The 20,713-nt window shown below is 61.9% G+C and carries 18 protein-coding genes; 4 read left to right on the top strand and 14 right to left on the bottom strand.

All coding sequences use genetic code 11. From position 1 onward, the window contains the following. Nucleotides 1–4: 4 nt before the first annotated feature. The 5 genes from CQ020_RS12585 to CQ020_RS12565 all read right to left on the bottom strand — a co-directional run bounded on the left by CQ020_RS12585 (nt 5) and on the right by CQ020_RS12565 (nt 4,944). On the bottom strand, nt 5–820 hold the full coding sequence (locus tag CQ020_RS12585) for a carbohydrate ABC transporter permease (protein ID WP_105692151.1): 816 nt from the start codon (nt 818–820) through the stop codon (nt 5–7). Nucleotides 821–824: 4 nt separating this feature from the next. Next, nucleotides 825–1,781 (bottom strand): carbohydrate ABC transporter permease, encoded by a 957-nt coding sequence (locus CQ020_RS12580; protein ID WP_105692150.1) that lies wholly within the window; start codon nt 1,779–1,781, stop codon nt 825–827. Continuing rightward, a complete protein-coding gene (locus CQ020_RS12575; RefSeq protein WP_105692149.1) occupies nt 1,778–3,067 on the bottom strand; it encodes an ABC transporter substrate-binding protein in 1,290 nt (429 codons plus the stop codon). The genes CQ020_RS12580 and CQ020_RS12575 overlap by 4 nt, the downstream gene beginning before the upstream one ends. Before the next feature lie 76 nt (nt 3,068–3,143). Then, the gene (locus CQ020_RS12570; RefSeq protein WP_105692148.1) at nt 3,144–4,028 is read right to left on the bottom strand and encodes an aldolase; all 885 of its coding nucleotides are present in this window, start codon (nt 4,026–4,028) and stop codon (nt 3,144–3,146) included. A 16-nt stretch (nt 4,029–4,044) separates the two neighbouring features. Continuing rightward, nucleotides 4,045–4,944 carry a carbohydrate kinase family protein gene (locus CQ020_RS12565; RefSeq protein ID WP_105692147.1) on the bottom strand — a complete coding sequence of 300 codons (900 nt, stop codon included), beginning with the start codon at nt 4,942–4,944 and terminating at the stop codon, nt 4,045–4,047. A 136-nt stretch (nt 4,945–5,080) separates the two neighbouring features. Here CQ020_RS12565 and CQ020_RS12560 point away from each other — a divergent pair, with 136 nt between their 5' ends. The 3 genes from CQ020_RS12560 to CQ020_RS12550 all read left to right on the top strand — a co-directional run bounded on the left by CQ020_RS12560 (nt 5,081) and on the right by CQ020_RS12550 (nt 8,579). Continuing rightward, nucleotides 5,081–6,223, top strand: coding sequence for a Gfo/Idh/MocA family protein (locus CQ020_RS12560; RefSeq protein ID WP_105692146.1), 1,143 nt, complete (start codon nt 5,081–5,083; stop codon nt 6,221–6,223). A 74-nt stretch (nt 6,224–6,297) separates the two neighbouring features. Next, nucleotides 6,298–7,080: a DeoR/GlpR family DNA-binding transcription regulator gene (locus CQ020_RS12555; protein WP_024818269.1), complete on the top strand. Its 783-nt coding sequence runs from the start codon at nt 6,298–6,300 to the stop codon at nt 7,078–7,080. A 242-nt stretch (nt 7,081–7,322) separates the two neighbouring features. Continuing rightward, nucleotides 7,323–8,579: an AGE family epimerase/isomerase gene (locus tag CQ020_RS12550; RefSeq protein WP_105568082.1), complete on the top strand. Its 1,257-nt coding sequence runs from the start codon at nt 7,323–7,325 to the stop codon at nt 8,577–8,579. A 241-nt stretch (nt 8,580–8,820) separates the two neighbouring features. Here the strand turns inward: CQ020_RS12550 and CQ020_RS12545 are convergent, their stop codons facing one another. The 7 genes from CQ020_RS12545 to CQ020_RS12515 all read right to left on the bottom strand — a co-directional run bounded on the left by CQ020_RS12545 (nt 8,821) and on the right by CQ020_RS12515 (nt 16,228). Next, nucleotides 8,821–9,612: a glucosamine-6-phosphate deaminase gene (locus tag CQ020_RS12545; RefSeq protein ID WP_105568083.1), complete on the bottom strand. Its 792-nt coding sequence runs from the start codon at nt 9,610–9,612 to the stop codon at nt 8,821–8,823. A 138-nt stretch (nt 9,613–9,750) separates the two neighbouring features. After that, entirely contained in the window at nt 9,751–10,662 is a 912-nt protein-coding gene (locus tag CQ020_RS12540) for a Gfo/Idh/MocA family protein (RefSeq protein WP_105692145.1), read from the bottom strand. Further along, nucleotides 10,659–11,558, bottom strand: coding sequence for a carbohydrate ABC transporter permease (locus CQ020_RS12535; RefSeq protein ID WP_258141865.1), 900 nt, complete (start codon nt 11,556–11,558; stop codon nt 10,659–10,661). Before CQ020_RS12535 ends, CQ020_RS12540 begins: the two co-directional genes overlap by 4 nt. Beyond that, on the bottom strand, nt 11,555–12,511 hold the full coding sequence (locus tag CQ020_RS12530) for a carbohydrate ABC transporter permease (RefSeq protein WP_105568098.1): 957 nt from the start codon (nt 12,509–12,511) through the stop codon (nt 11,555–11,557). Before CQ020_RS12530 ends, CQ020_RS12535 begins: the two co-directional genes overlap by 4 nt. A 29-nt stretch (nt 12,512–12,540) precedes the next feature. After that, nucleotides 12,541–13,827, bottom strand: coding sequence for an extracellular solute-binding protein (locus CQ020_RS12525; protein WP_024818263.1), 1,287 nt, complete (start codon nt 13,825–13,827; stop codon nt 12,541–12,543). Nucleotides 13,828–13,832: 5 nt separating this feature from the next. Further along, nucleotides 13,833–15,179: a sulfatase gene (locus CQ020_RS12520; RefSeq protein WP_105692144.1), complete on the bottom strand. Its 1,347-nt coding sequence runs from the start codon at nt 15,177–15,179 to the stop codon at nt 13,833–13,835. Nucleotides 15,180–15,181: 2 nt separating this feature from the next. Next, nucleotides 15,182–16,228, bottom strand: coding sequence for a hydroxyacid dehydrogenase (locus CQ020_RS12515; RefSeq protein WP_105692143.1), 1,047 nt, complete (start codon nt 16,226–16,228; stop codon nt 15,182–15,184). A 133-nt stretch (nt 16,229–16,361) separates the two neighbouring features. Between CQ020_RS12515 and CQ020_RS12510 the strand changes: the two genes are divergently transcribed. Next, complete coding sequence (locus tag CQ020_RS12510; protein ID WP_105692142.1) at nt 16,362–17,498, top strand: ROK family protein; 1,137 nt, start codon at nt 16,362–16,364, stop codon at nt 17,496–17,498. A gap of 80 nt (nt 17,499–17,578) precedes the next feature. Here the strand turns inward: CQ020_RS12510 and CQ020_RS12505 are convergent, their stop codons facing one another. Together CQ020_RS12505 and CQ020_RS12500 are read right to left on the bottom strand one after the other, a co-directional pair. After that, a complete protein-coding gene (locus CQ020_RS12505) occupies nt 17,579–19,594 on the bottom strand; it encodes a hypothetical protein (RefSeq protein WP_105692141.1) in 2,016 nt (671 codons plus the stop codon). Nucleotides 19,595–19,762: 168 nt separating this feature from the next. Beyond that, nucleotides 19,763–20,641 (bottom strand): AraC family transcriptional regulator, encoded by an 879-nt coding sequence (locus CQ020_RS12500; protein ID WP_105692140.1) that lies wholly within the window; start codon nt 20,639–20,641, stop codon nt 19,763–19,765. Nucleotides 20,642–20,713 lie beyond the last annotated feature (72 nt).

Genomic DNA, 20,713 nt, shown 5'->3' with positions numbered 1-20,713 from the left:
TGCCTCATCCCTTGCTGGCGCCGGCGGTAATGCCCGCAACGAAGTATCGCTGCAGGAAGACATAGGCCACCACAACGGGCAGCGATGCCAGGATGACGCCGGCGAACAAGAGCGGGTAGTTGGTTTGGAACTCACCTTGGAAGCTCAGCAATGCCAAGGGAAGGGTTCGATTTCCGGGGGACTGGATGAACAAAAGCGGGTACAGCAGCTCATTCCAGTGGATGACGAACAGGAAGATGGCAGCAGCGGCGATGGAGGGCGCCGAGAGCGGGAGCGCTATGGATACGTACGTCCGCCACGGTCCGGTGCCGTCGATGGAGCATGCTTCATAGAGTTCTTTGGGCAGGGTACGCATGAATCCACCCAGGATGAACACGGCAATGGGCAGTGTGGAGACGATGTTGGCCACGATGAGTCCGGTGAGGTTGTCCAGGAGACCCATACGGCCGAACAGCACATACAGCGGCACCATATTGGCCTGGGCCGGGATGGCCATTCCCAGGACAAGGAATCCAAAGATGGCCCATGACGCGAAGCCCCTCAGCCGGGCCACGGCGTAACCAGCCAGGCTGGCAACGAAGAGCGTGATGGGAACGGAAATCCCGGTGACAATAACGCTGTTCAGGAAGGACGAGCCGAGATCCTGACCGCCAATGACTTCCGCGAAGTTATCGGGAGCAAGGGACTGGGGAAGGCTGAACGGACCTTCGAAGAGTTCCTGCGTGGACTTGAAGCTGCCGAACAGGACAACGGTGATGGGGACGATGATAATGACCGCATAGATGGCAAGGATTCCGCGGCGGCTGATTGATGCAAGCATGCTGTCATTCCCCCTTCGGGGTCAGACGGAGCAACCGGCGCTGCAGCCAGGTGACCAAGGCGATCATCCCCATGAAGATGATTGACTGGGCGGCGGCATATCCGAACTCCGAGTTGGCGAAAGTGCTGTAGATGCGGGTGGAGAGAATGTCCAGGGACCCTTTGGGAGGGTTGCCCGCGATACCCAGGATCAGGTCAAAGGCCTTGAACGACTGGACCGTGGTGTAGGCGACCACGATGGACGTGGCCGGGGCAACGAACGGCCAGGTGATGGACTTGAACTGCTGCCATTTGTTGGCACCGTCCATCTCGGCCGCTTCGTACAGTTCGCGCGGAATGGACTGGAGGCCGGCGATGTAAACCACCATCATTTGGCCTGCGTGGAACCACACTTGCGTCACAGCAACCCAGTACAGCGCTTGGGAATTGTTGCCGAGGTATGAGCCCTGAAGGCCTTCTAGGCCGATGGCGCCAAGAGCAGAGTTGGCGAGACCGAAATTGGGATCGTAGATGAACTTCCAGATGAAGGCCACAGACACCGATGACAGGATGGTGGGGAAGAAGAACAAGGCACGAAGCACCACGTTTCCCCGGGAATTCTTTGTCAGCAGCAGCGCCAGCAGCAACGAGAACACAGTTTGTGCGATGACCACCAGCAAAACGAACTTCAGGTTGTTGGTCAGGGCGTTGGTGAACAGTGAATCCTTGGTGAATGCCCGGACGAAATTGTCCACGCCCACGTAGTTGAAGGCGGCCGAGAACCCGTTCCAGTCCGTGACGGCGTACTGGAAAGCCTGCAGTGTAGGCATCACCAGGAAGAAAGCGATGATGGCAACCGCCGGCAGCGGGAACAAGTACAGAGCAGGGTTCACACGGGTAGGGGAGCGGCGCTTCTTCGACGCAGCTTCGATGGTGTTTTCCGGCGCCTTCCGCTTGGCAGCCATTCCGGTATGGGTGCTCATAGCCGTTCGTCAACAATCTTCTGGGCTGCTTCAGCTGCTTGCTCGGGGCTTGAGCCCGAGATGACCGCCGTAGCACTGGCCTCGACAGCGTTCCGGACGTCCAGGTTCTGGAACTGGAACCGGGCGGCCAAGGCAGTCTTCTTGTCCAGCCACGGACTCAAACGCTTGAGGTCCGCGTTGGTGTACTCAACATCCTTGACGGACACATGCTGCGCCGTCTCATTGGCGTAATAGCCGGCGTTCTCAGGTTCGGAAAGGAAATCAATCCATGCTGCCGACGCCGCCTGGTTCTTGCTCGCGGAATTCACGCCCAGGATGAACGTGGCGTTGTAGACGCCCTCAAACTTGGCGTTGCCATCCGTGGACGTGTTGGGGAAGACCAGTTCGATGGGGAACGTCGCACCCAGGTTCCGGACGGCTGCGATGTGGTACGAACCAGTGGCCAGCATGGCAGCTTTGCCTTGGGAGAACAGGTTCTGCGCTGGCTCCACGGCAGTGCCGGTGGCATTGGGCTGAAGGTAGGGGACCAGATCCTTGTACTGGTTCAACATCTTGATGAACCAGTCGTCCGTGCACTTGAGCTCGCCCTGCTCGATCTGCGAACACATGTCATCCACGGGGGCGTTGTTGGCGATCATGCAGTTGAACAGCTGACCACCATTTCCCACATCGCCACCGGGCCATGAGATGGGCACGACGCCGGACGCGGCAAGTTTTTCGCACATGCCCAGGAACGCGTCCCAGTCCTTTGGGGTCAGTTCCGCACCGGCTTTATTAAAGAGGTCCGTATTGGCCATTGGCATGGGGAAGACCACCTGATAGGGCAGGCCTAGTTGGCTGTCCCCGGACTGTCCGGCCGTCAGCAGGCCCTTCTGGTAGTTGCCAACGGCTTTGCTGTTCTTCAGCTCCGTGTAGATCCCGGCTTCACTGAAGTTGTTGAACTGCGCCCCGCGGAAGGTGGCAAAAGCGTCACCGATGGCCGCGCCCCGGACCTTTTGCAAACCCTGCGCGTTGTAGTCGTTGGAAGTGGAGATATCCTGAACCACCTCTACGCCGCTGTTCTTCGCTGCGAAGCGTTTGATGAGCTCGTCGAATACTGCCTTGTCCTCGCCGCGCCAGTGGGCGAAGGACACCCTCCCGGTGATATCGCCGGTGGCAGGAGCGGCCGGACCCGTAGCGCCACCCGGGGCTGTGGAACCGCCCGGTCCTGCGCATGCTGCGGCGGTTGCGCCAAAACCCAGAGCTCCGAGAACGGCCATGGCCTGCCTGCGTGAAATCTGACTCACAATAATCTCCTCATTGAGTGTTGCTGTGCCTAGTTATTGGGAAATCGGGGAGGGGCACCCACGATGCCCGGAAGGATCAGGCGGTGGTTCGCTGTGCAGAGACCACTTCGTCCACCACTGCGCAGAGCCGCTGCAAACGTTCGACTGCGTCCGTGGACAAGGATTCGATGACATCCGGGGATCCGATGCAGGACGCCCAAACTGCGCGTCCGGACAGGAACCCGCTGGCACCTTCCAAGCAAGCCCACCGGACGGCGTCAGGGAAGATGTCTTCCGGTACGCCCGAAGAAAGCACTACCCATGGACCGTTGATGGCCTGGGTGAGCTCGGCGCAAGCTGCACGAACTTCGGCTTCGGAGGCCTGGCCCTTGAAGGGGACCTCGGCTTTGTAGAGATCCGCTCCAAGATTGCCCAGTTCCTTGGCGGCGGCCAGAATGCCGGCGTTCCAGTCGAAGTCGCCTCCAGCCAGTGGCTTACGGGAAACGGGTTCGATAATGCTGATGAGCCCGGCCGATTTGCAGCTTTCCACGAATTCGCGGACCATCGCTACGCGACCTTCGGGAGCTTCGTCCGGGCGGTAGAGGACCAGCAGTTTGAGTGCTGTGACGCCCAATGCTGCGTACTTCTTGGGATCAACCAGTTTGTCTATTGTCACTTCGCCCACAAGCTCTCCGTGGGCGGACTCAAAATGGTCGGCGGAAGCGATGAGCCCGCAGCCCGGGGCAACCACTTTCGCTTCGATGGCCGCATCAAGAGCGAACTGGCGGTCAATGAGGACGCCGGAAGCGTAAGGAGTGAGGATACGGGCAGCTGCGAGTTTGAAGTCGCGGAGGTCCTCGTCAGTGACGGCTTGATCTGTGTGCTCGGCGAACATGTTTCGCATGGCTTCGCGCTGGTCGACGGCGAGCATGGCGAACGCACCGGACGGGCGCTGGAGGGAGGAAAGGTCTGTGTTGCTCATGGGCTGCTTCTTTCAGCTAGAGGGTGGGATTAGCGGTAAGGACAGAGGTGATGGTCTCGCGGGGGATCATGGAACGCCCATCCAGGCCAGCGCAGGAAGCCGTGGCAGTACGGCCTGCGAACGACGCAGCCTCTGCGAGCGGAAGTCCTGCAGCGACGGCCGCGAGGATGGCGCCGTGGTAAACGTCACCGGCGCCGAGCGTAGAGATGATGTTGGCGGGGGTCGCGGGGATGTGGAAGGGGATGCCGCCCCGTTCAAGGCCCCAGGCTCCCTCCGACCCTGCAGTGGCAACCACGGTTGAAGCGCCGTCTTCAATGGCCCTTTGCACGAGGTCTTCAGGTTTGAGATCTACTCCGTACATGGCCTGCAGGCGTTCGATGGTGGGAACGTACAGCTCAACGCCCTGTGGGCTGAAGGATGGGATCGGGTTTCCGGCATCCACGCTGATCCGAAGGCCGGTCACCTTAGTTATTGCGTTCCAGCCCAAGTGATCCACATGGACCCAGTCAGCAGTGTGCAAGAGTTCATGAAAGCGGCTGCCGGCAGGAAAGTGGATCGGCGGTACAGGTCGGGTCACGATCGCCCGGCTTTCGCTCGCCGTGCTGACAATAATGATGCTCGCGCCTGTGTTGACATGAGGGTCACGGATGACAGCAGACGTGTCCACGCCTTCGGCCTCGAGGCCGGTGATGATCCGGTCGCCTTCTTCGTCCGTACCAAGAACGCCGGCAAAAGCAACCTTGGCGCCGGCTCGGGCTGCAGCCACAGCGGCCGTGGCTGCAGGTCCGCCACCTGCCGTAGCGAAGTCGTTGGCTACGGTCCGGCTGTCGGCGGCAGGGTATTCCTGTACGAGAGCGATGGAGTCCAAAGTGGCACACCCGACGAAAAGCAGGGTTCCGGATGACGGTTGGGGCACGTTCCACCTCGTTGTAGTTGGGCTGGTAGTGAAAAAATATACACACGCTATGTGTGAAAAACAACACATTCGGTATAGTGATGTTCGGGATGCAACGTCGATCCCCTTCACTCAACGCTGAGAAACGGAGCAGTTCATGTCATTGCCTTCTGGAGAAACGGTCCAAACCATTCGCTATGGACTTATCGGCGCCGGCCATATGGCCCGCGAGCACGTGCGGAACCTCGCACTGATTCCGGGAAGCCGAATCACCGCAGTTTCTGACCCCACTGATTCCTCCCTTGAAGAGACCTCGCGTGAAATTGGCTACGAAGTGCAGACCTACTCCTCGCACCACGATCTGCTGGCATCAGGTCTTGTGGACGCTTTGGTTATCGCCAGCCCCAACGACACGCACCTGGGAATCCTGAAGGACATCTTTGCCAGCGGCACCAACCTGCCCATCCTGGTGGAGAAGCCGGTGTGCACCAGCGCGGACCAGGCCGATGAACTGGAGACTCTTGCAGCTGGTTATGCGGCACCCATCTGGGTAGCAATGGAGTACCGGTACATGCCTCCAGTGCAGGAAATCATTCAGGCTGCACACAGTGGCAAGCTTGGCAACATCCATATGCTCTCGATCGTTGAACACCGCTTCCCGTTCCTGCACAAAGTGGACGCCTGGAACAGGTTCGCCGAGCGCACTGGCGGGACTTTGGTGGAAAAGTGCTGCCACTTCTTCGATCTCATGCGCCTGATCCTGCAAGACGAACCCAGCCGTGTGTTTGCCAGCGGTGGACACGACGTCAACCACATGGACGAGGTGTACGACGGCCGCGTCTCGGACATGGTGGACAACGCTTACGTGATCGTGGACTTCAAGGGCGGACGCCGCGCCATGCTTGAGCTGTCCATGTTCGCCGAAGGGTCCAAGTTCCAGGAACGAATCTCCATTGTGGGTGACGCAGCCAAGATTGAAACGCTGATCCCCGTCGCCGCCAACCACTGGATTGAGGGAGATGAAAGCGAAGCGACTGTCGAGTTCAGCCCACGTTCGCCGCTGGGCCCGGAGAAGCATGAAGTTCCCGTGGATGAAGCGGTCCTGGCTGCCGGCGCCCACCACGGTTCGACGTACTACGAGCACCTTGGCTACCGGAAAGCCATTCTGGGCGAAGGACCTGTAGATGTGACGGTCGCGGATGGTCTCCAATCCGTGCGGATGGGCCTGGCGGCGGAGCGCTCCATCGTGGAGGGCCGCCCCATTGAACTCCTCGCAACCCATGTTGGTGCGCAGAAGTAAGTAAGATTGTGTTGGAATTACAACACTTTCCCACACCGATGATCGGTCCGGGGGGCGTCAAAAGAGGGGAAGCCATGAGCATCGCACGAGAAGAGGCGCCGCTGACACCGCGGCAGCAAACCATTCTGGACGAGCTTGGCAGGCGGGGATTCCTTTCCACCGCAGATCTTGCCGGTACTTTCGACGTGTCGGACATGACGGTCCGCCGCGACACGCGTGCATTGTCCAAGCTTGGACTGGTCAAGGTGGTTCATGGCGGCGTCAGTGCCATTGAAGGCCACGGCCAGAATGCTGATTTCGCGGCACGCGTCCGGGAAGACGCCGACGCGAAGCAGAGGGTTGCGAAGGCCTGTGTGGACCTGATCTCGGAGCGCGATGCGATTATCCTGGACGCTGGAACCACTACCTACCAGATCGCCCAGGAGCTCCCGGCCGCTTTCATGGGCACCATCATCACCCACTCCGCTCCTGCCATACAACGGTGCTTGCAGCTCACGTCCGCCCGGACCATTTGCCTGGGCGGTGAACTGTTGCTGGATAGCCAGGCGTTCAATGGACCCATGACGGTCAACGCCGTCCAAGGGCTTCGGGCCAAGACGGCTTTCATTGGGGTGAGCGGAATCCATGATGAAGGCTTCTACATTGAGCGGGATGTGGAACGGGCAACGAAGTTGGCGCTGATGGGTTCGGCGGAGCAGGTTGTGGTGGTCGCGACCCACCAGAAGATGCTTCGGTACGCGCTGGCCCGGTTGGCTTCCTTCGAGGCTGTAGACATTCTTGTCACCGACGCGCCGCCGCCCCGTGAAGTAGCTGCGGCATTGTCCGCTTCCAACGTTCGTTTGATCGTCGCTGAATGACTCACTGACCCCGCTGATACCTGCGGGTCTTAACGTTCCCCGAAGCGGGCCACTGCCCGACGCGTTGTCGCTACTAATTTCGCGGCACAGGACTGTAGGCATGTCCCCCGGCCTTCGCATGGGGCCTCGCTTTAGCACTTGATTGTTTGAAAACAAACTTTATCTGGTGGAATTCAATCACCAAGGATTAGCATAAGAACAGGCCTTACCTCTGGTGGCCGCACATTATTGAGGAGATTCACATGACGTGGTTGAACAGCGCCGCTCACGCACGTTGGCTCGAAGCTGAAACAGACCGGCTCATCAATTTCGCCTCCGGCTCGAAGGTCCCCACGGGCTTTGGCTGGCTCGACAACTACGGAAAGGTCATGGCTGACAAGCCCACCCATCTCTGGATCACCGCCCGTATGGTCCATAGTTTTGCTGTTGCGGCGTTGATGGGGCGTCCGGGTGCCGCGTCCATGGTGGACCATGGCATAGCCGCTCTCAATGGAGTCTTCCGTGACCACGAATTTGGTGGATGGTACGCGGAGGTGGACGAAAACGGCCCAGTGAATGACACAAAGTCCGGATATCAGCATTCGTTCGTGCTCCTGGCCGCGGCGAGTGCCGTCGCAGCCCGACGGCCCGGTGCCCAGCAGTTGCTGGACGAAGCCTTGCACATCGCCGACTCGAAGTTTTGGGACCATGAAGCCAATATGTGCTTCGACTCGTGGAACCGGGAGTTCACGGAATCCGAGGCCTACCGTGGCGGGAACGCCAGTATGCACTCTGTTGAGGCCTACCTCATTGTGGCCGACGTGACCGGCGAAAACCGCTGGATTGAGCGGGCACTCCATATCGCTGAGGTGCTCATCCACAAGTTTGCGCGTAATAACAACTACCGGGTGTTCGAGCACTTCGACCCTGAATGGAACCCGATTCCGGAGTACAACACCGATGACCGGGCCAGCCAATTCCGCGCCTATGGTGGCACGCCTGGCCACTGGGTTGAGTGGGCCAGGCTCCTGTTGCACCTCCGAGCCGGTCTGGAGGCTCGCACCATGGACGTTCCTGAGTGGCTGATGGAAGACGCGCAGGGCCTTTTCGCAGCTGCGATCCGTGACGCATGGGAGCCGGACGGCCATCCTGGTTTTGTTTACTCCGTTGATTGGGAGGGCAATCCCATTGTCACGTCCCGCATTCGCTGGGTGCCGGTGGAAGCAATCGGGGGCGCGGCCGCGCTGTACATGGCAACGGGAGACGAAGAATACGCGGAGTGGTACGAGCGAATCTGGGACCACGCACGGGACTGGTTCATCGACTACGAGCACGGTTCCTGGAAACAGGAGTTGGATGAGCACGGCAACGTCGCGTCCACCGTCTGGTCTGGCAAGGCTGACATTTATCACTTGTGGCACTGCCTGGTAGTTCCGCGGCTTCCGCTGGCTCCCGGGCTCGCTCCGGCAGTCGCGGCAGGACTGCTGGACTCACGTCTCCTGGCTGCCCAAGGGCAATAACGGATCGCAGGGACTCCACGGGATCTCTTCGAGTTGCCCATAAGCTGCTGCGTAAACTCCGAGCACTGACATCAATTAAGGAGAAGGCGGACCGGGGGAGCACTTTGACTAACCCCTGCCAAGGGACCGACCTGCGCGGCTAAAACAGAAGCGTTCGACGGCGGCTGCCCACCCGCCGTCGAACGCTTCTGTTTGCCGTCAGTCAAGCTCCTCTTGCGAGTCGGGAACCAAGCTGGCCCGCCTAGAAAGCTACGGCATTCAGGTCCTGCGCCGACCGCCAGGCGTGCCGGTAGTACTCGGCATGAGCCAGCTTTGCGGCGGCGTCCTCGTCGATGATCACCGTAGCCCGCGCGTGCTGTTGAATGACCGAGCCCGGGACGGCTGACGAGACCGGCCCCTCCAATGCAGCTGCAACAGCGTCCGCTTTGTTCGCACCGAAGGCCAGGAGGACCAACTGCCTGGCACGGAGGATGGTGCCCAGGCCTTGGGTGATGCAGTGGGTGGGAACCTCCTCAAGGGACCCGAAGAACCGGGCATTGTCCTTGCGTGTTTGTTCGGCCAGCGCCTTGATTCGGGTGGTCGATGCCAAGGATGAGCCGGGCTCGTTGAAACCCACATGTCCGTTGGAACCGATGCCCAGAATTTGGATGTCGATACCCCCGGCCTCCGTGATCATTGCTTCGTACTCCGCGCCGGCCAGGGTGATGTCCGGGCCCGTGCCACGCGGTGTGAACACCTGATCCGGAGTGAGCCCCAGAGGTTCCACCACCTCGCGGGTGATCACTGAGCGGTAGCTTTCCGGGTGCTGCGGAGGGACGCCGAGGTACTCGTCCAAGGCGAAGCCACGGACGCCGGAAACATCGATCCGGTCTTCACGGACTGCCCGCGCCAAAGCTGCATAGGTGGACAGAGGGGTGGAGCCGGTGGCGAGGCCAAGCACGGTGCCCGGGTTGGCGATGATCTGCTTCGCGAAGATCGACGCGGCCACACTTCCAGCCTCGGCTTGGTCGCGGACAATGATGATTTCTGCCATGGGTTTCCTTAAGTTCGAGCGTGCTTATAGCCGGGACGGCAGCGCAAATGCAGCCCCTCGGGATATTCCATCCAGCGTTTCAGCCGAGGACCCGGAATTCCATCATCCGAACAAATTCAGACATTCTGGCTGACCTTTTTACTGGCTGCCCAGAGTCACTAAGCGCCCGGCTTCCAGGCTCTTGTTGGCCGCTTCCACGATGGCGACGATGCTGAGGATTTCCCGTAGCGGCACGTTCGGGGTGCCCGTCCGGCACGAGGTCACAATGCCTGCCAAGAGTCCCACGAGCATTTCTTCGCGGGCCTCGATGGAAAATTCGGAGCCTGCGTCGATGCGTCCGGTGGTGAAGGGGTGCCAGTCTGCGGCGCCGCCCAGATGTGCCTCACGGCCGTCGCCCCACGAGACCGTCACGGTGGTGGAGCCTGAACCGTTTCCAGGTCCATCGGCGTCGACCGTTACTGCCGCCGGGCCGGCGCCGAGCGCGGCCACCGCAAGGTCCACCAGGTGCACGCCGTACCAGGCCAGGCCAGGGTGGCCGGGCTGGGTAGGCAGGGGGCCATCCAAGGTAACGGACTGACGCCGCCCGCCGGACAGGGCCGCCTGGAACTCAGCTGTGAACCGCTTGGGGGAACCAGCCAGGACCAAGGCTCCGGAGGCCTGCGCCTGGGCGAGCATGTTCCGGGCCTCCGCAAGGGTGGGGGCGAAGCGGGTGTCCACATAGATCGGCTTACCGAACCGCACCACCCGCTCAAAGTAGCGCGGGTGGGTCCGTGAATCCGAGGCCACGATGAGGAGCGCATCGCAGGCCTCGGCCACCTCTTCCGGCGAATCGCACAGGGTGACGCCCAGCCCACGCACCTCGTCCGCGAAGTGGTCGATGCGGTCACGGCTCAAGGGAAAGTCCGACGCCGCTTCCCCCTTCCACGCGTGCGTCACCGTGCCGCCGGGGACCACGCCGTCGATGCCATTCCCGAAGAGCCGCGTAAAGGACGGCGCGTGCGGGGAGTCGACGCCGATGAGTCCGAAACGGAGGGGCGCAATAAGCGTCATCCCTTCACCCCGCTGTGCGTGATGCTGGCGACGATGTGCTTCTGCAGGAGGGCGAAGATCACCAGGCAAGGGATGAAGCTGACCAGTGTTGCGGCCATGACGTTGGACGTGGACGCGGTCTCGGTGTTCAACGTTGCCAAGCCCACCGTGAGCGTTCGTGCTGCGTCCGACTGCCCCACTACCAAGGGCCACAGGAGATCGTTCCAATGCCACAGGAAGACGAAGATTGCCAGGGTTGCCAGGACAGGCCTGATCAGTGGGAGCACGATCTGCCAGAAGGTCCGCCATTCGCCGGCACCGTCAATGCGGGCGGCGTCGAACAGTTCCTCGGGCATGTCCCGCACGAACTGGCGGATGAGGAAGATCGCCTGGGCGTTGGCCAGTGTGGGCAGGATCAGGCCCCACAACGTGTTCACTCCGCCCATCTTGGAGATGAGGATGAAGGTGGGGATCAGGGTTGCCTGAACGGGAACCATCATGGTGGCGATGATGGCCCACAGCAGCGCGTTCCGTCCCGGGAACCGCTTGCGTGCCAAAGCGTAGGCGGCCATGGAGGCGGTCAGCAGGACAACCACCACGGACACTGCCGAGTACAGGAACGAGTTCCAGAGCCAGAGCGGGAATTCACCTACGTTGAAGATACGGACAATGTTGTCCAGCGTCAGCGACGACGGCAAAGCGTAGGGCAGGGTGGGCGCGTCTTCGGGGGAGAGCGCCAGCACGGCCACGGCGATCAGGGGTGCGACGGTGAAGAGCGAGATGACCGCAAGCACCCAGGTCAAGGTGCGCTGGCGGCGTTTCTCGGTGTTGCGGCGCGGGCTGCGCCCGGCGGGGCCCGGGACGGCGCCCTTGGCGGGGCGCCCGCCAACAGCTGGAGTGGAAACGGTGGCAGTCACTTGGAGTCCTTACCTTCGAAGAAGCGCTGTTGGATGAGCGACAGGATGAGCACAATGACGAACAACACCACGCCAATGGCCGAGGCATAGCCGAAGTCGAAGAACTTGAAGCCTTCATCGAACAAGAAGTAAATGAGGCTGTGGCTGGCCCGGGCGGGTCCACCGCCGGTCATGACGTAGATAGTGTCGAAGACCTGGAATCCGACGATCGTCTCAATGACCAGGACGAAGAACACCACAGGCTTCAGCAGCGGCAGTGTGACGTACCAGAACGATTTCCAGGCGCCGGCCCCGTCAATGCGGGCGGCTTCATGGACTTCCGCGGGCTGGGCTTTGAGTCCGGCCAGGAAGATCAGCATGGAGTAGCCGAAGCCTTTCCACACTGACACCACGGCCAGGGACAACAGGACCAGGAGTTGGGGTCCGGAGGTGAAGGGCACGGGGCCCATGCCAAGACCAACCAATGCTGCATTCAGCGGACCATCCGTGGAGAAGATCCAGGTCCAGATGATGCCGGCCATGACGAACGAGCTGAGGTACGGAATGAACAGCAACGCCCGGAACGTCCCGGTGAACCTGACCAGTTTGTCCAGGAGGACGGCCCCGGCCAGCGACACGGCGATGATGAACGGCACAAAGATGGCCACGTAGAGGAACGTCACCCTGAGGCTTTGCCAGAAGTTGGGGTCAGCAGCCAGCCGTGTGTAGTTTTCTGCGCCCAGGAATTCGAAGTCGCCGTTGAGGCTGTACTCGGTCAGGCTCATGGCTCCGGCCCCAAAGATGGGGAGGAATTTGAACAGACCGAAAATGACCAGGGTGGGCAGGACGAAGAGGATGCCGGCCAGCGCCTCCCGGTTACGGGCCTTCTTGGCCCCAAACGGCTTGAGCGGTGGTGCGGCCAACTCTGGATGTCGGCCGGCCAGCTTAATTCTGGTGCGGGTGTTTACAGACATGGGGTGACCAATCGGTGGTTGGGCTGGACTTAGGATGCCGAGCGTTGCAGGATGCCACGGGCTTCTTTGGCGGCACGATCGAGGGCTTCCTTGGCAGTGACATCTCCACGAAGCGCTGCCTGGATGTTCGGTGCAAGGGCACCCATGACCTGGCGTGCAACCGGCGACGGTTCACCGGGGTTGGCCGACTTCAAAGCTTCTGCCATGGCGAGTGAGTCGGCGTCCGTGCCAAGGGCTGCGGCATCGCTGCGCGTAGGCAGGTTGCCGGCAGCGGCGTTGAGGGCCTTCTGGGACTCAGCGGAGCTCAGGTAGCTCATCACCTTGTAGGCAGCCTCGCGGTTTTCCTTCTTGTTGATGGAGGTCAGTGCGAGCAATCCGGGGTTGCCGTAGGTCGCCTGGACCTTGCCCTGCAACGGAGCGCCCAAAGCAACGTTTTCGGCGCCGAGGGCGGTGCGCATCTGCTTCAGCTCCGGCAGTGAGGTGGTGGCTCGCATTGCTGCCTTGCCGGTGGCGATGGGCGCACCTTCAACCTTGGGGCCGTCTGTGGCGGCATCCGCGGGAAGTCCGCCGAGTTTCTTCAAGTCGATCAGCAACTGCAACGCGGAGACGCCGGCCTCGGAGTCGAAGGCAATGTCCTTGGCATCGTCGGTGAACACCGTGCCGCCTGCCTGCCACAGGAGGGGATAGAAGGAGAGGTTCAACGTTTGTTCAGGGCTGCCGGCATAGTCCATCACCGCGATGCCCTTCTCCGCCAAGACCGGCGCAGCACTGCGGAGATCGTCCCAGGTCTTGGGCAGTGGAATCCCGGCGTCCGCGAAGATCTTGGTGTTGTACGCGGTGGTGTTGATGTTCTGGAACAACGGAACGCCGAACACCTCTTTGTCGAACGTCGCCGCTTCCAAAGTCCCGGGGTAGAAGCTGTCCTTGTCCTGCTCCACGGCCTTGTCCACCGGCAGCAGCCCGCGCACGTTGCGGTACGTGGCTGCCTGGTCGGGCGTAATGAGGACGACGTCGGGTCCCGAGCCCGCCGCCAGCGCGGCTGAGATCTGGGCGTCCCGCTTGTCGAACGTCTGGAGTTCGATGGTCAGGTCGATTCCGGGGTTGGCCTTCTCGAAGCTTGCCTCAGTGTCCTGCCAGAACTTCTTGCTCGCGGTCTCGTCCTTGATGACGGGGTACATCCAGAGCGTCACCTTTCCGCTGGCTTGGCCGCCGTCGGACGTTGAGGAACCTGCGGAACCGCAGGCGGTGAGGGTCAAAGCGGCGGTGACTACGGCGGCTGTCGCCAAAGTGGCGGTGCGCATCTTTCGAGTGAACATGGTGACTACTTTCGGGTGAGGGTGGCTTCTTGGATGGCGCTGAGCGCGAGGTGGTGGCGGCTGGCTGCTACGGGGGCGGTGAGGAGGGGATCATCGCATTCCCGCATCCAGTCGAAGAGGATTGCGGAGAGATCCCTGAGGATCTCCGACTGCTCCGGATGGCCGGCGATGTTATCCAGTTCCTCTGGATCTGCTGCGAGGTCGTAGAGTTCCACGGCCGGGCTGGTCCCTATAGTGGGCCCGCCAAGGTCTGCCGGCAGGCTGCGGTGGATCCAGGATTGGGTGGGATCCATGGCGCGTGGTGCGTTGGAGAAGTTGACGATCAGCTTGTGCGTGGATGTCCGCACTGATCGCTTGGGGTCGTAATACGTGTGGTGGCTCAACTGGCTGAAGCAGTGGTTGCGTGGCGCCTCCCCTGCTTCGACCGCCGGCCGCAGGGTGGTCCCGGCGAGGCCGTCCGGAGTTGGCAGTCCTGCCAGGTCCAACAGGGTGGGCAGGACATCGACGTGACTGACGATGTCCGCTACGCGTCTCCCGGACCACGCCGGATTGCCGGGGTGGCGAAGCATCAGCGCAACGCCCAGTCCGGCGTCGTACAGGGTGCATTTTGCGCGGGGCAGCGCAAGCCCATGGTCGGTGGTGAACAGGACCAGCGTCTGTTCGCGAAGGCCCAGGGAATCCAGTTCGGCGAGGATGCTGCCCACGCCCTCATCCATGTGCTTCACCGCGCCTTGGAGCTCGGCGATTTCCTCGCGGGCGCCGTCGTCGTCCACCAAGTGGGCAGGAACGGTGTGCCCCAGGGAAACGTCCGGGTTCACGCCGTCGGCCAGGAAACCCATCACCCCAGGGCGGTCCCTTTCGGAGGGCACCCGGTGCGGCTCCGTGAAGCCGACCTGCAGGTAGAAGGGCCGGTCGCTGCCGGACATGCGACGCAAGGCGTCAGTGGCGCGATCCACGACGACGTCCCGCGCACCTCCCGTACGGGCGTGGTCGAAACCGAGCCGGCTGGCCACAACGTCGTCCGCCAAAACTCGCGATTCGTGGTGCACGCCAACGAGCTCGGTTCGGTAGCCGACGGACTTCAGCCTGTGAGCGATGTGGTCCCTCGGATCTTTGAGATCCCAGCTAAAGGGCTCGTGCGTCAGCCCGAGGACACCGTTGGTCTGGGGATAGGTGCCCGTGAAGAGTGAGGCCCGGGCCGGGCTGCAGTGGGGAGCAGTTGCGAAAGCCTGCTCGAAGAGTGCTGATTCATCGGCCAAGGCATCCAGATTGGGGGTGGAGACGGTTTCCACTCCGTAGGTGCCCAGGAAACGGCCGAGGTCGTGGCAGTGGATCAGGAGAATGTTCTGCACGGTCAGCCCATCCGTTCGAGGTCGGTGCGGGTGAGGGCGTGTTCCATGGGTTGGCCGCTGATGAAGCGGCGGAGTTCGTCAACCACAATGCCGCCGGCCCTGCGTCTGGAGTCGATGGTGGCTCCGCCCAGGTGGGGAGTAAGGAGCACGTTCGGCAGCGAACGCCAGGGGCTGTCCGCCGGCAGGGGCTCTTGGTCGAAGACGTCCAGTGCGGCATCAATCCGGCCTGAGTGGACCTCTTTGTACAGGGCTTCCATGTCCACGATGGTGGAGCGCGCCGTGTTCACGAAAGCTGCCCCATCCGGAAGCAGAGCGAGTTCGGCAGCACCGACGAGCCCTTCGGTTTCGTTGGTGGCCGGTGCATGAACCGCAACCACGTCACTGTTTGCCATCACGTCATGCAAGGAGGCGGACCTGGTCGCGAGGGGATCGCTCTGGGGAATGTAGGGGTCGTAGACGGACACCGTGGCGCCAAGTGCCAGGCAAGCGTCAATGTAGCGGCGACCTGTCCTTGAGGCTCCAACTACTCCGATACGGGCACCTGAGATTTCGCGGGCCCTGCTGACGTTACGTGCGTCCTCCCAGTTGGCGCCCGTGCGGAGGCTGTGATCGAGCTGGTGGACACGGCGCAGCAGGTTCAGCGTGAAGGTCAGCGAAAGCTCCGCGACAGCCGGGGCCATGGCTGCACCCGCTTGCGAGATGGGGATGCCGGTGGCCCAGAAGGCGTCGCTGACCAGGGCATGCAGTGATGAGGCAGCGTGGACAACACACTTGAGATTCGGCGCCGATGCCACGTGTTCGGCGTCGAGACGGGGGAATCCCCAAGCGGTGATGAACGCATCCATGTCCACGGCAGCAGCTGCGAAAGCAGCCAAGGACTGGAGCCCTGCCGGGGCGATTTCGGTGACGTCGCCAAGCTCGTTGAGGGCATTACGGGTTTCGGGGGTGATGAAGGCCGCCCGTTCCGCGTCCGGGATACTCAGCAGAATCTTCAGCCGGGTGGGGGCGGGTGGCGAGGGTGTCGATGCAACGCCGTTGTTGATGTTCATGGGTTGAGATTGCCAGTTCCAATATCTTTTGTCAATGACTAAAGTAAGTATTATGGAGAATGTGAAATCAACCGAGCTACGGATGCCAGAATGGGTGGGATCCCATGCGGCGCAACAACAGGAGCCACCAGCAATGAAGCCACGCGCAGGCAGCAAGGCCCTGATCCGCGAGATCAACGAGGCCCTTGTGCTGGACATTGTGCGCACGCAGTCGCCCGTCTCCCGGGCCAGAATCACAGTCCAAACCGGCTTGAGCGCGGCCAGCGTCACAGGGATTACTGGAAAACTCATCCAGTCCGGCTTGCTGGTTGAAACCGAGATTGCGCCCAGCACGGGCGGCAGGCCCGCGCGACTGCTTGAGCTCGGACGCGAAGCTGTTTTCGCGGCGGGGGTGAGGTTGTCCGCTACGGAGGCCCACGCCGTCGTCGTGGATTTGCGCGGTGACGTGGTGGCCACCCACAGCGAGCCGTTGGCGTCCACGGGCCCGGACGAAGCGGCAGCGGCCGTGGCCCGGGCGGTGCGCGCAGCCTCCGACAACCTGGAGTCCAGGCTTATTGGAGTGGGTGTTGCCGTTTCCGGCGTGGTTGATCAAGCCAGTGGCTTGGTGCGGCACAGCGGGGCGATGGGCTGGGCTGACATCAAGTTCCAAGTGCTCCTGGAAGAAGTTTCCGGGCAACCGGTCATCGTTGACAGTTACGTCAACGCCTACGCCCGCGGGCTGCTGTTCGACGACGTTTTCAAAGGCCGCGAGATGCTCATCTTCAGCGTCGGCACCAGTCTGGGCGCCGCCGTCGTGATTGAAGGCCGCATCCAGCGCGGCTTCAACGGTGCGGCCGGGGGCTTCGCCCATTCGCGGGCGATCACCGGACCAGGTCCGGCCAGGCCCTGTCACTGCGGCGCGGACGATTGCTTTGAGACCCGCGGCAGCCTGTGGGGGATGCAGCGCGAGCTGGAGCGGAGCGGCCAGGACCGAGAGATAGACCCCGACGTCGATTCCAGCCTGATTGCCGACGCCGCCCTGCATCTGGGCATCGGAATGGCGAACACGGCAAAGGTCCTGGGCCCTGGGCAGGTGGTGGTCGGCTTCGCGCCCGAGGCCGATCTGGGGACGTTTGCCGAGCAGACCAGGCATGCGTTTGTGCGCCAATATGACCACTCGAATACTCCCCCTCCCTCGTTTGATGCAGCCATTGCAGATCCAGTAGCGCTGGCTCGTGGCGCCGCATGTTCGGTGCTGGCGGGATTGTTCACCGCCAGCCCAACTGGGTAGCAGCAGATGCCGTTTTGAGGGCTCAGAACGGCATCTGCTGCTACTTACATGGGACCGGAGGGGCACTTGGTTGTGAGAGGCTATCGCCGCATGGTCTGCATTGCCTGCTGATCGTCAATGCGCACGAGATTGGGCCCGCGGAGTGTGTACAGCAGACCGTCCTCGTCGGCTGTGATGTGCGGTCCGCTGTACCAGCCGCCGTTAATTTCTGCCACAACAACCGACACTGCGAAGGTGATGGGATCAATGCGGAACACCGAGGTGTCGGAGACGCCGTACACGATCCCGCGGCTGACCTGGAGGGCGCCGAAGTCCGTGCACACGCTGCTGAGGTCGCCGCGGTGAACCACCTGACGGGTGTCCAGATCGATGACGAACAGACCGGCAGCTTTGCGGGACATTCCGTAAAGAAATTTGCCGTGGATTGCCATTGCTGCGATGCCCTGCGGCTGTCCCGGATCCAGGCGCCACAACTCCTGGTTGGCTACGGGATCCCAGGCAACCACCGTGCTTCGCGGGCCGGTGGCGTAGATGTTGTCCCCACCGAGGTAGGCCACTCCATCCTTCGTTGCCACGGCGCGGACCATCTGCAGACTATCGATGGGGTTGACCTTGGAGATCACCTGCGTTGTCACCGGGTTGTACGCGGCGAAGCAGCCACCGCCGCCTGTATCGTTCTGGGCACCGGCTATGACCAGGCCGTTGACGGCATCCCAGCAGACATCCAGGGGACGGTTCTGTCCGGCCGGGAGCGCGGCCACTTGATAGGGGAGCTGCCCTGTGGTGGGGTCGTAGGCGTAGATTCCCCGCGAGTTGTACTGGCCGGTGTAGAGGATCCCACCCACAATCACGGCGTCCTTGGCCTCACCCGTTGCACGGAGATAGGACACCTGGTCCGTGGCTAGTTGGTGCCGGGCGATGGTTCCGGTGCCGCCCACATAAACGTCCCCGGCGCCCGCAGCGAGGCCCATGCACAGCTGGGGCCCACCTGGCGCCCCGGCCTGCGTGAGGTCATGTTTGACGGCCGTCTTCGCCACAGGGTCAATCTCAATGACGTCGTAAGAGGAGACCGTGAGGGCCTTGTTGCCGTAGACATCCAGGCCCCACATGGCCCCAACGTCTTCCGTGAGAATCTGGGTGATCTTCTTGCTGACCAGGTTGTAGGACCACACGCCGGGCTCCTTGACGAAGAACACGTCGTTGCCCAATTGCCTGAACATAACACCGGTCTTGGCGATGACGGTGTACTGGGAATGGTTGGCCAGGTTGATCAGCACGGACTTCCCGGGCCCCTTGACGCCGACCCCGAGCTGCCCGTTCAGCACGCTCAATGACGTGACTGAAACACCCGTGGCCACATCGGCCGGGAGGATGTTGGTGGACGTCTTGGTGGTCCGATCGAATGCGAAGAGGCGTGCAGGGCTGGAACCGTTGCCGCCGCCCAGTGTGCTCCCAGTGCCGAAATACACATGGCTGGCAGTGGCAGCCACAGCCTGGGCAATGGTGGCTCCGGGGTCGGGGATTCCCCAGCTGGTCATGGCATTCGTGGCGGGGTCGTATTCCCACAGGGAGGGCGCATTGGTGGTTTGTCCGCCACCGGCGACGTAGACCTTGCCATCAGGGGCCACGGCCAGGGCCCGGATATCGCGGTCGCCGGTTTCGCCGACGCCCACTGCCGGAACGTTCGGTGTGCTGAGGTCCCAGCGGTAGAGGTTCGGCTTTCCGTCCATCCCGTCGCGCAGCACGCCTGCGTACAGGTAGCGTCCGGTGGAGTCGGCAGCCAGGGCCTGAATGCTGTACCCGGAGCCGAGGTCTGTCCGTGACGTGATGGTGCCCGTGGGGAGGTGATATCCAATCACCCGTACCGGGTTCAGGTTGCGGGACCCGATGTAGACGGTGTCACCCACCAGCAGCGAACTCATCAAGGAAAACTGAACGACGGCGGGTCCAAGGTCGGTGATCAATGGGACACCCGCGGTTTGCTTCTTCGGTGCGGCCTGGGCGGCACCGGAGGACATTGCTGACAGTGCTACGGCGAGTCCGCCGATGCCCCCGGTCTGCAGCAACTGACGACGATTGATGGCGAAAGTGGACATGGAAGATCTCCTCATTGAGTGTCCCGTGGGGTGTTTCCAAAAGCGGTATTCGTGCTGTGGGGGACGTTCCGGAGACGCCCTGAGCACTTCATCCAGCGTTTCAGCCAGCCATCAGGAAATCCATGATTCGAACATTTTCAGACATCCCACGTGTACTGCTCCAGCACATCAGCTTTGGCACATCACCTCCGGGGTCAGCGGAGCGGTCTCATCAGGAGAGTCATCCCTCTGGTGCTCCCTGCGGAAGTGGCTCGGCGAAGAGCCGGTCTTCCTCGTGAAGATCCGGCTGAAGTAGGCGGGATCGTCGTAGCCAGTGAGCGCCGCGATTCGTTGAACGGGGAGGGATGTGTCCGCCAGGAGCGACTGTGCGCGGGACATCCTTAGCTGGATCACTAAATCCTTTGGACCCACCCCTGTTGCGGCCTGAACTGTACGCCGGAGTTCGGGGACTGAAACCTTCAGGCGGTCGGCCAGCTGGACGAGGGTGAGCGGCAGGTGTGCCGCCTCGCGGAGCTTGGCGAGAAGTTCTCCCGGGGATTCCCCGGCGCCTTGGCTGCGCAGCTTGCCGGCCTCCAAGAGCACCCTCTGACACAACACCGACGCTTCCACATCAGAGTGGTGACCACCTACCGAGAGAGCTGCACGCAGGGCCGGGAAAAGTCCAAGTGCTTCCGCCAGGCCTGACTCTGAAGGATCGTCCAGCTGCAGAATCGGGTGGGCTCGGGAGTAGCTCCCCAACTCCTCCAATGCCCTCGCTGTGGGTCCGGTGAACAACAGCCAATGTTCTTTCCACCCTCTCGGACCTGGGCCGTACCCGTGGCTGACGCCGGGGAAGAGCCAGATGATCGCGGGAGCTTGGACCTCGAACCGCCTGCCGTCCACGGAGAAATGCCCGGATCCCTCGGACACCAATACCAAGGCGTGGCTGCTGAGGGTCCGTCCGGCGAAGGAGGGCAACTGGCCGCCCTGTTCACCGGCGCCCAGGCACGCCAAACCAAGGTCCCGGAGTGGGGGAGCCGGGTGCCGGTAGGTTGACCAATTGTCCATGGGTTCCCATGCTGCCCTTACCCAAGCTCCTGGGCAAGCCTCACAAAAGTCCAAGTCATGAGGAGCCGGAGT

It is taken from the genome of Arthrobacter sp. MYb23 (genome assembly GCF_002979775.1).
In the GTDB taxonomy this organism is placed as follows: domain Bacteria; phylum Actinomycetota; class Actinomycetes; order Actinomycetales; family Micrococcaceae; genus Arthrobacter.
The sequence above is the reverse complement of the archived record's forward strand: the minus strand, read 5'-3'. Positions and strand labels throughout refer to the sequence as shown.

Coding starts and splice junctions, on each gene's coding strand:
- CQ020_RS12585 (WP_105692151.1), bottom strand. CDS start 820: ATGCTTGCATCAATCAGCCGCCGCGGAATCCTTGCCATCTATGCGGTC.
- CQ020_RS12580 (WP_105692150.1), bottom strand. CDS start 1,781: ATGAGCACCCATACCGGAATGGCTGCCAAGCGGAAGGCGCCGGAAAAC.
- CQ020_RS12570 (WP_105692148.1), bottom strand. CDS start 4,028: ATGAGCAACACAGACCTTTCCTCCCTCCAGCGCCCGTCCGGTGCGTTC.
- CQ020_RS12560 (WP_105692146.1), top strand. CDS start 5,081: ATGTCATTGCCTTCTGGAGAAACGGTCCAAACCATTCGCTATGGACTT.
- CQ020_RS12555 (WP_024818269.1), top strand. CDS start 6,298: ATGAGCATCGCACGAGAAGAGGCGCCGCTGACACCGCGGCAGCAAACC.
- CQ020_RS12550 (WP_105568082.1), top strand. CDS start 7,323: ATGACGTGGTTGAACAGCGCCGCTCACGCACGTTGGCTCGAAGCTGAA.
- CQ020_RS12545 (WP_105568083.1), bottom strand. CDS start 9,612: ATGGCAGAAATCATCATTGTCCGCGACCAAGCCGAGGCTGGAAGTGTG.
- CQ020_RS12540 (WP_105692145.1), bottom strand. CDS start 10,662: ATGACGCTTATTGCGCCCCTCCGTTTCGGACTCATCGGCGTCGACTCC.
- CQ020_RS12530 (WP_105568098.1), bottom strand. CDS start 12,511: ATGTCTGTAAACACCCGCACCAGAATTAAGCTGGCCGGCCGACATCCA.
- CQ020_RS12525 (WP_024818263.1), bottom strand. CDS start 13,827: ATGTTCACTCGAAAGATGCGCACCGCCACTTTGGCGACAGCCGCCGTA.
- CQ020_RS12515 (WP_105692143.1), bottom strand. CDS start 16,228: ATGAACATCAACAACGGCGTTGCATCGACACCCTCGCCACCCGCCCCC.
- CQ020_RS12510 (WP_105692142.1), top strand. CDS start 16,362: ATGAAGCCACGCGCAGGCAGCAAGGCCCTGATCCGCGAGATCAACGAG.
- CQ020_RS12505 (WP_105692141.1), bottom strand. CDS start 19,594: ATGTCCACTTTCGCCATCAATCGTCGTCAGTTGCTGCAGACCGGGGGC.
- CQ020_RS12500 (WP_105692140.1), bottom strand. CDS start 20,641: ATGGACAATTGGTCAACCTACCGGCACCCGGCTCCCCCACTCCGGGAC.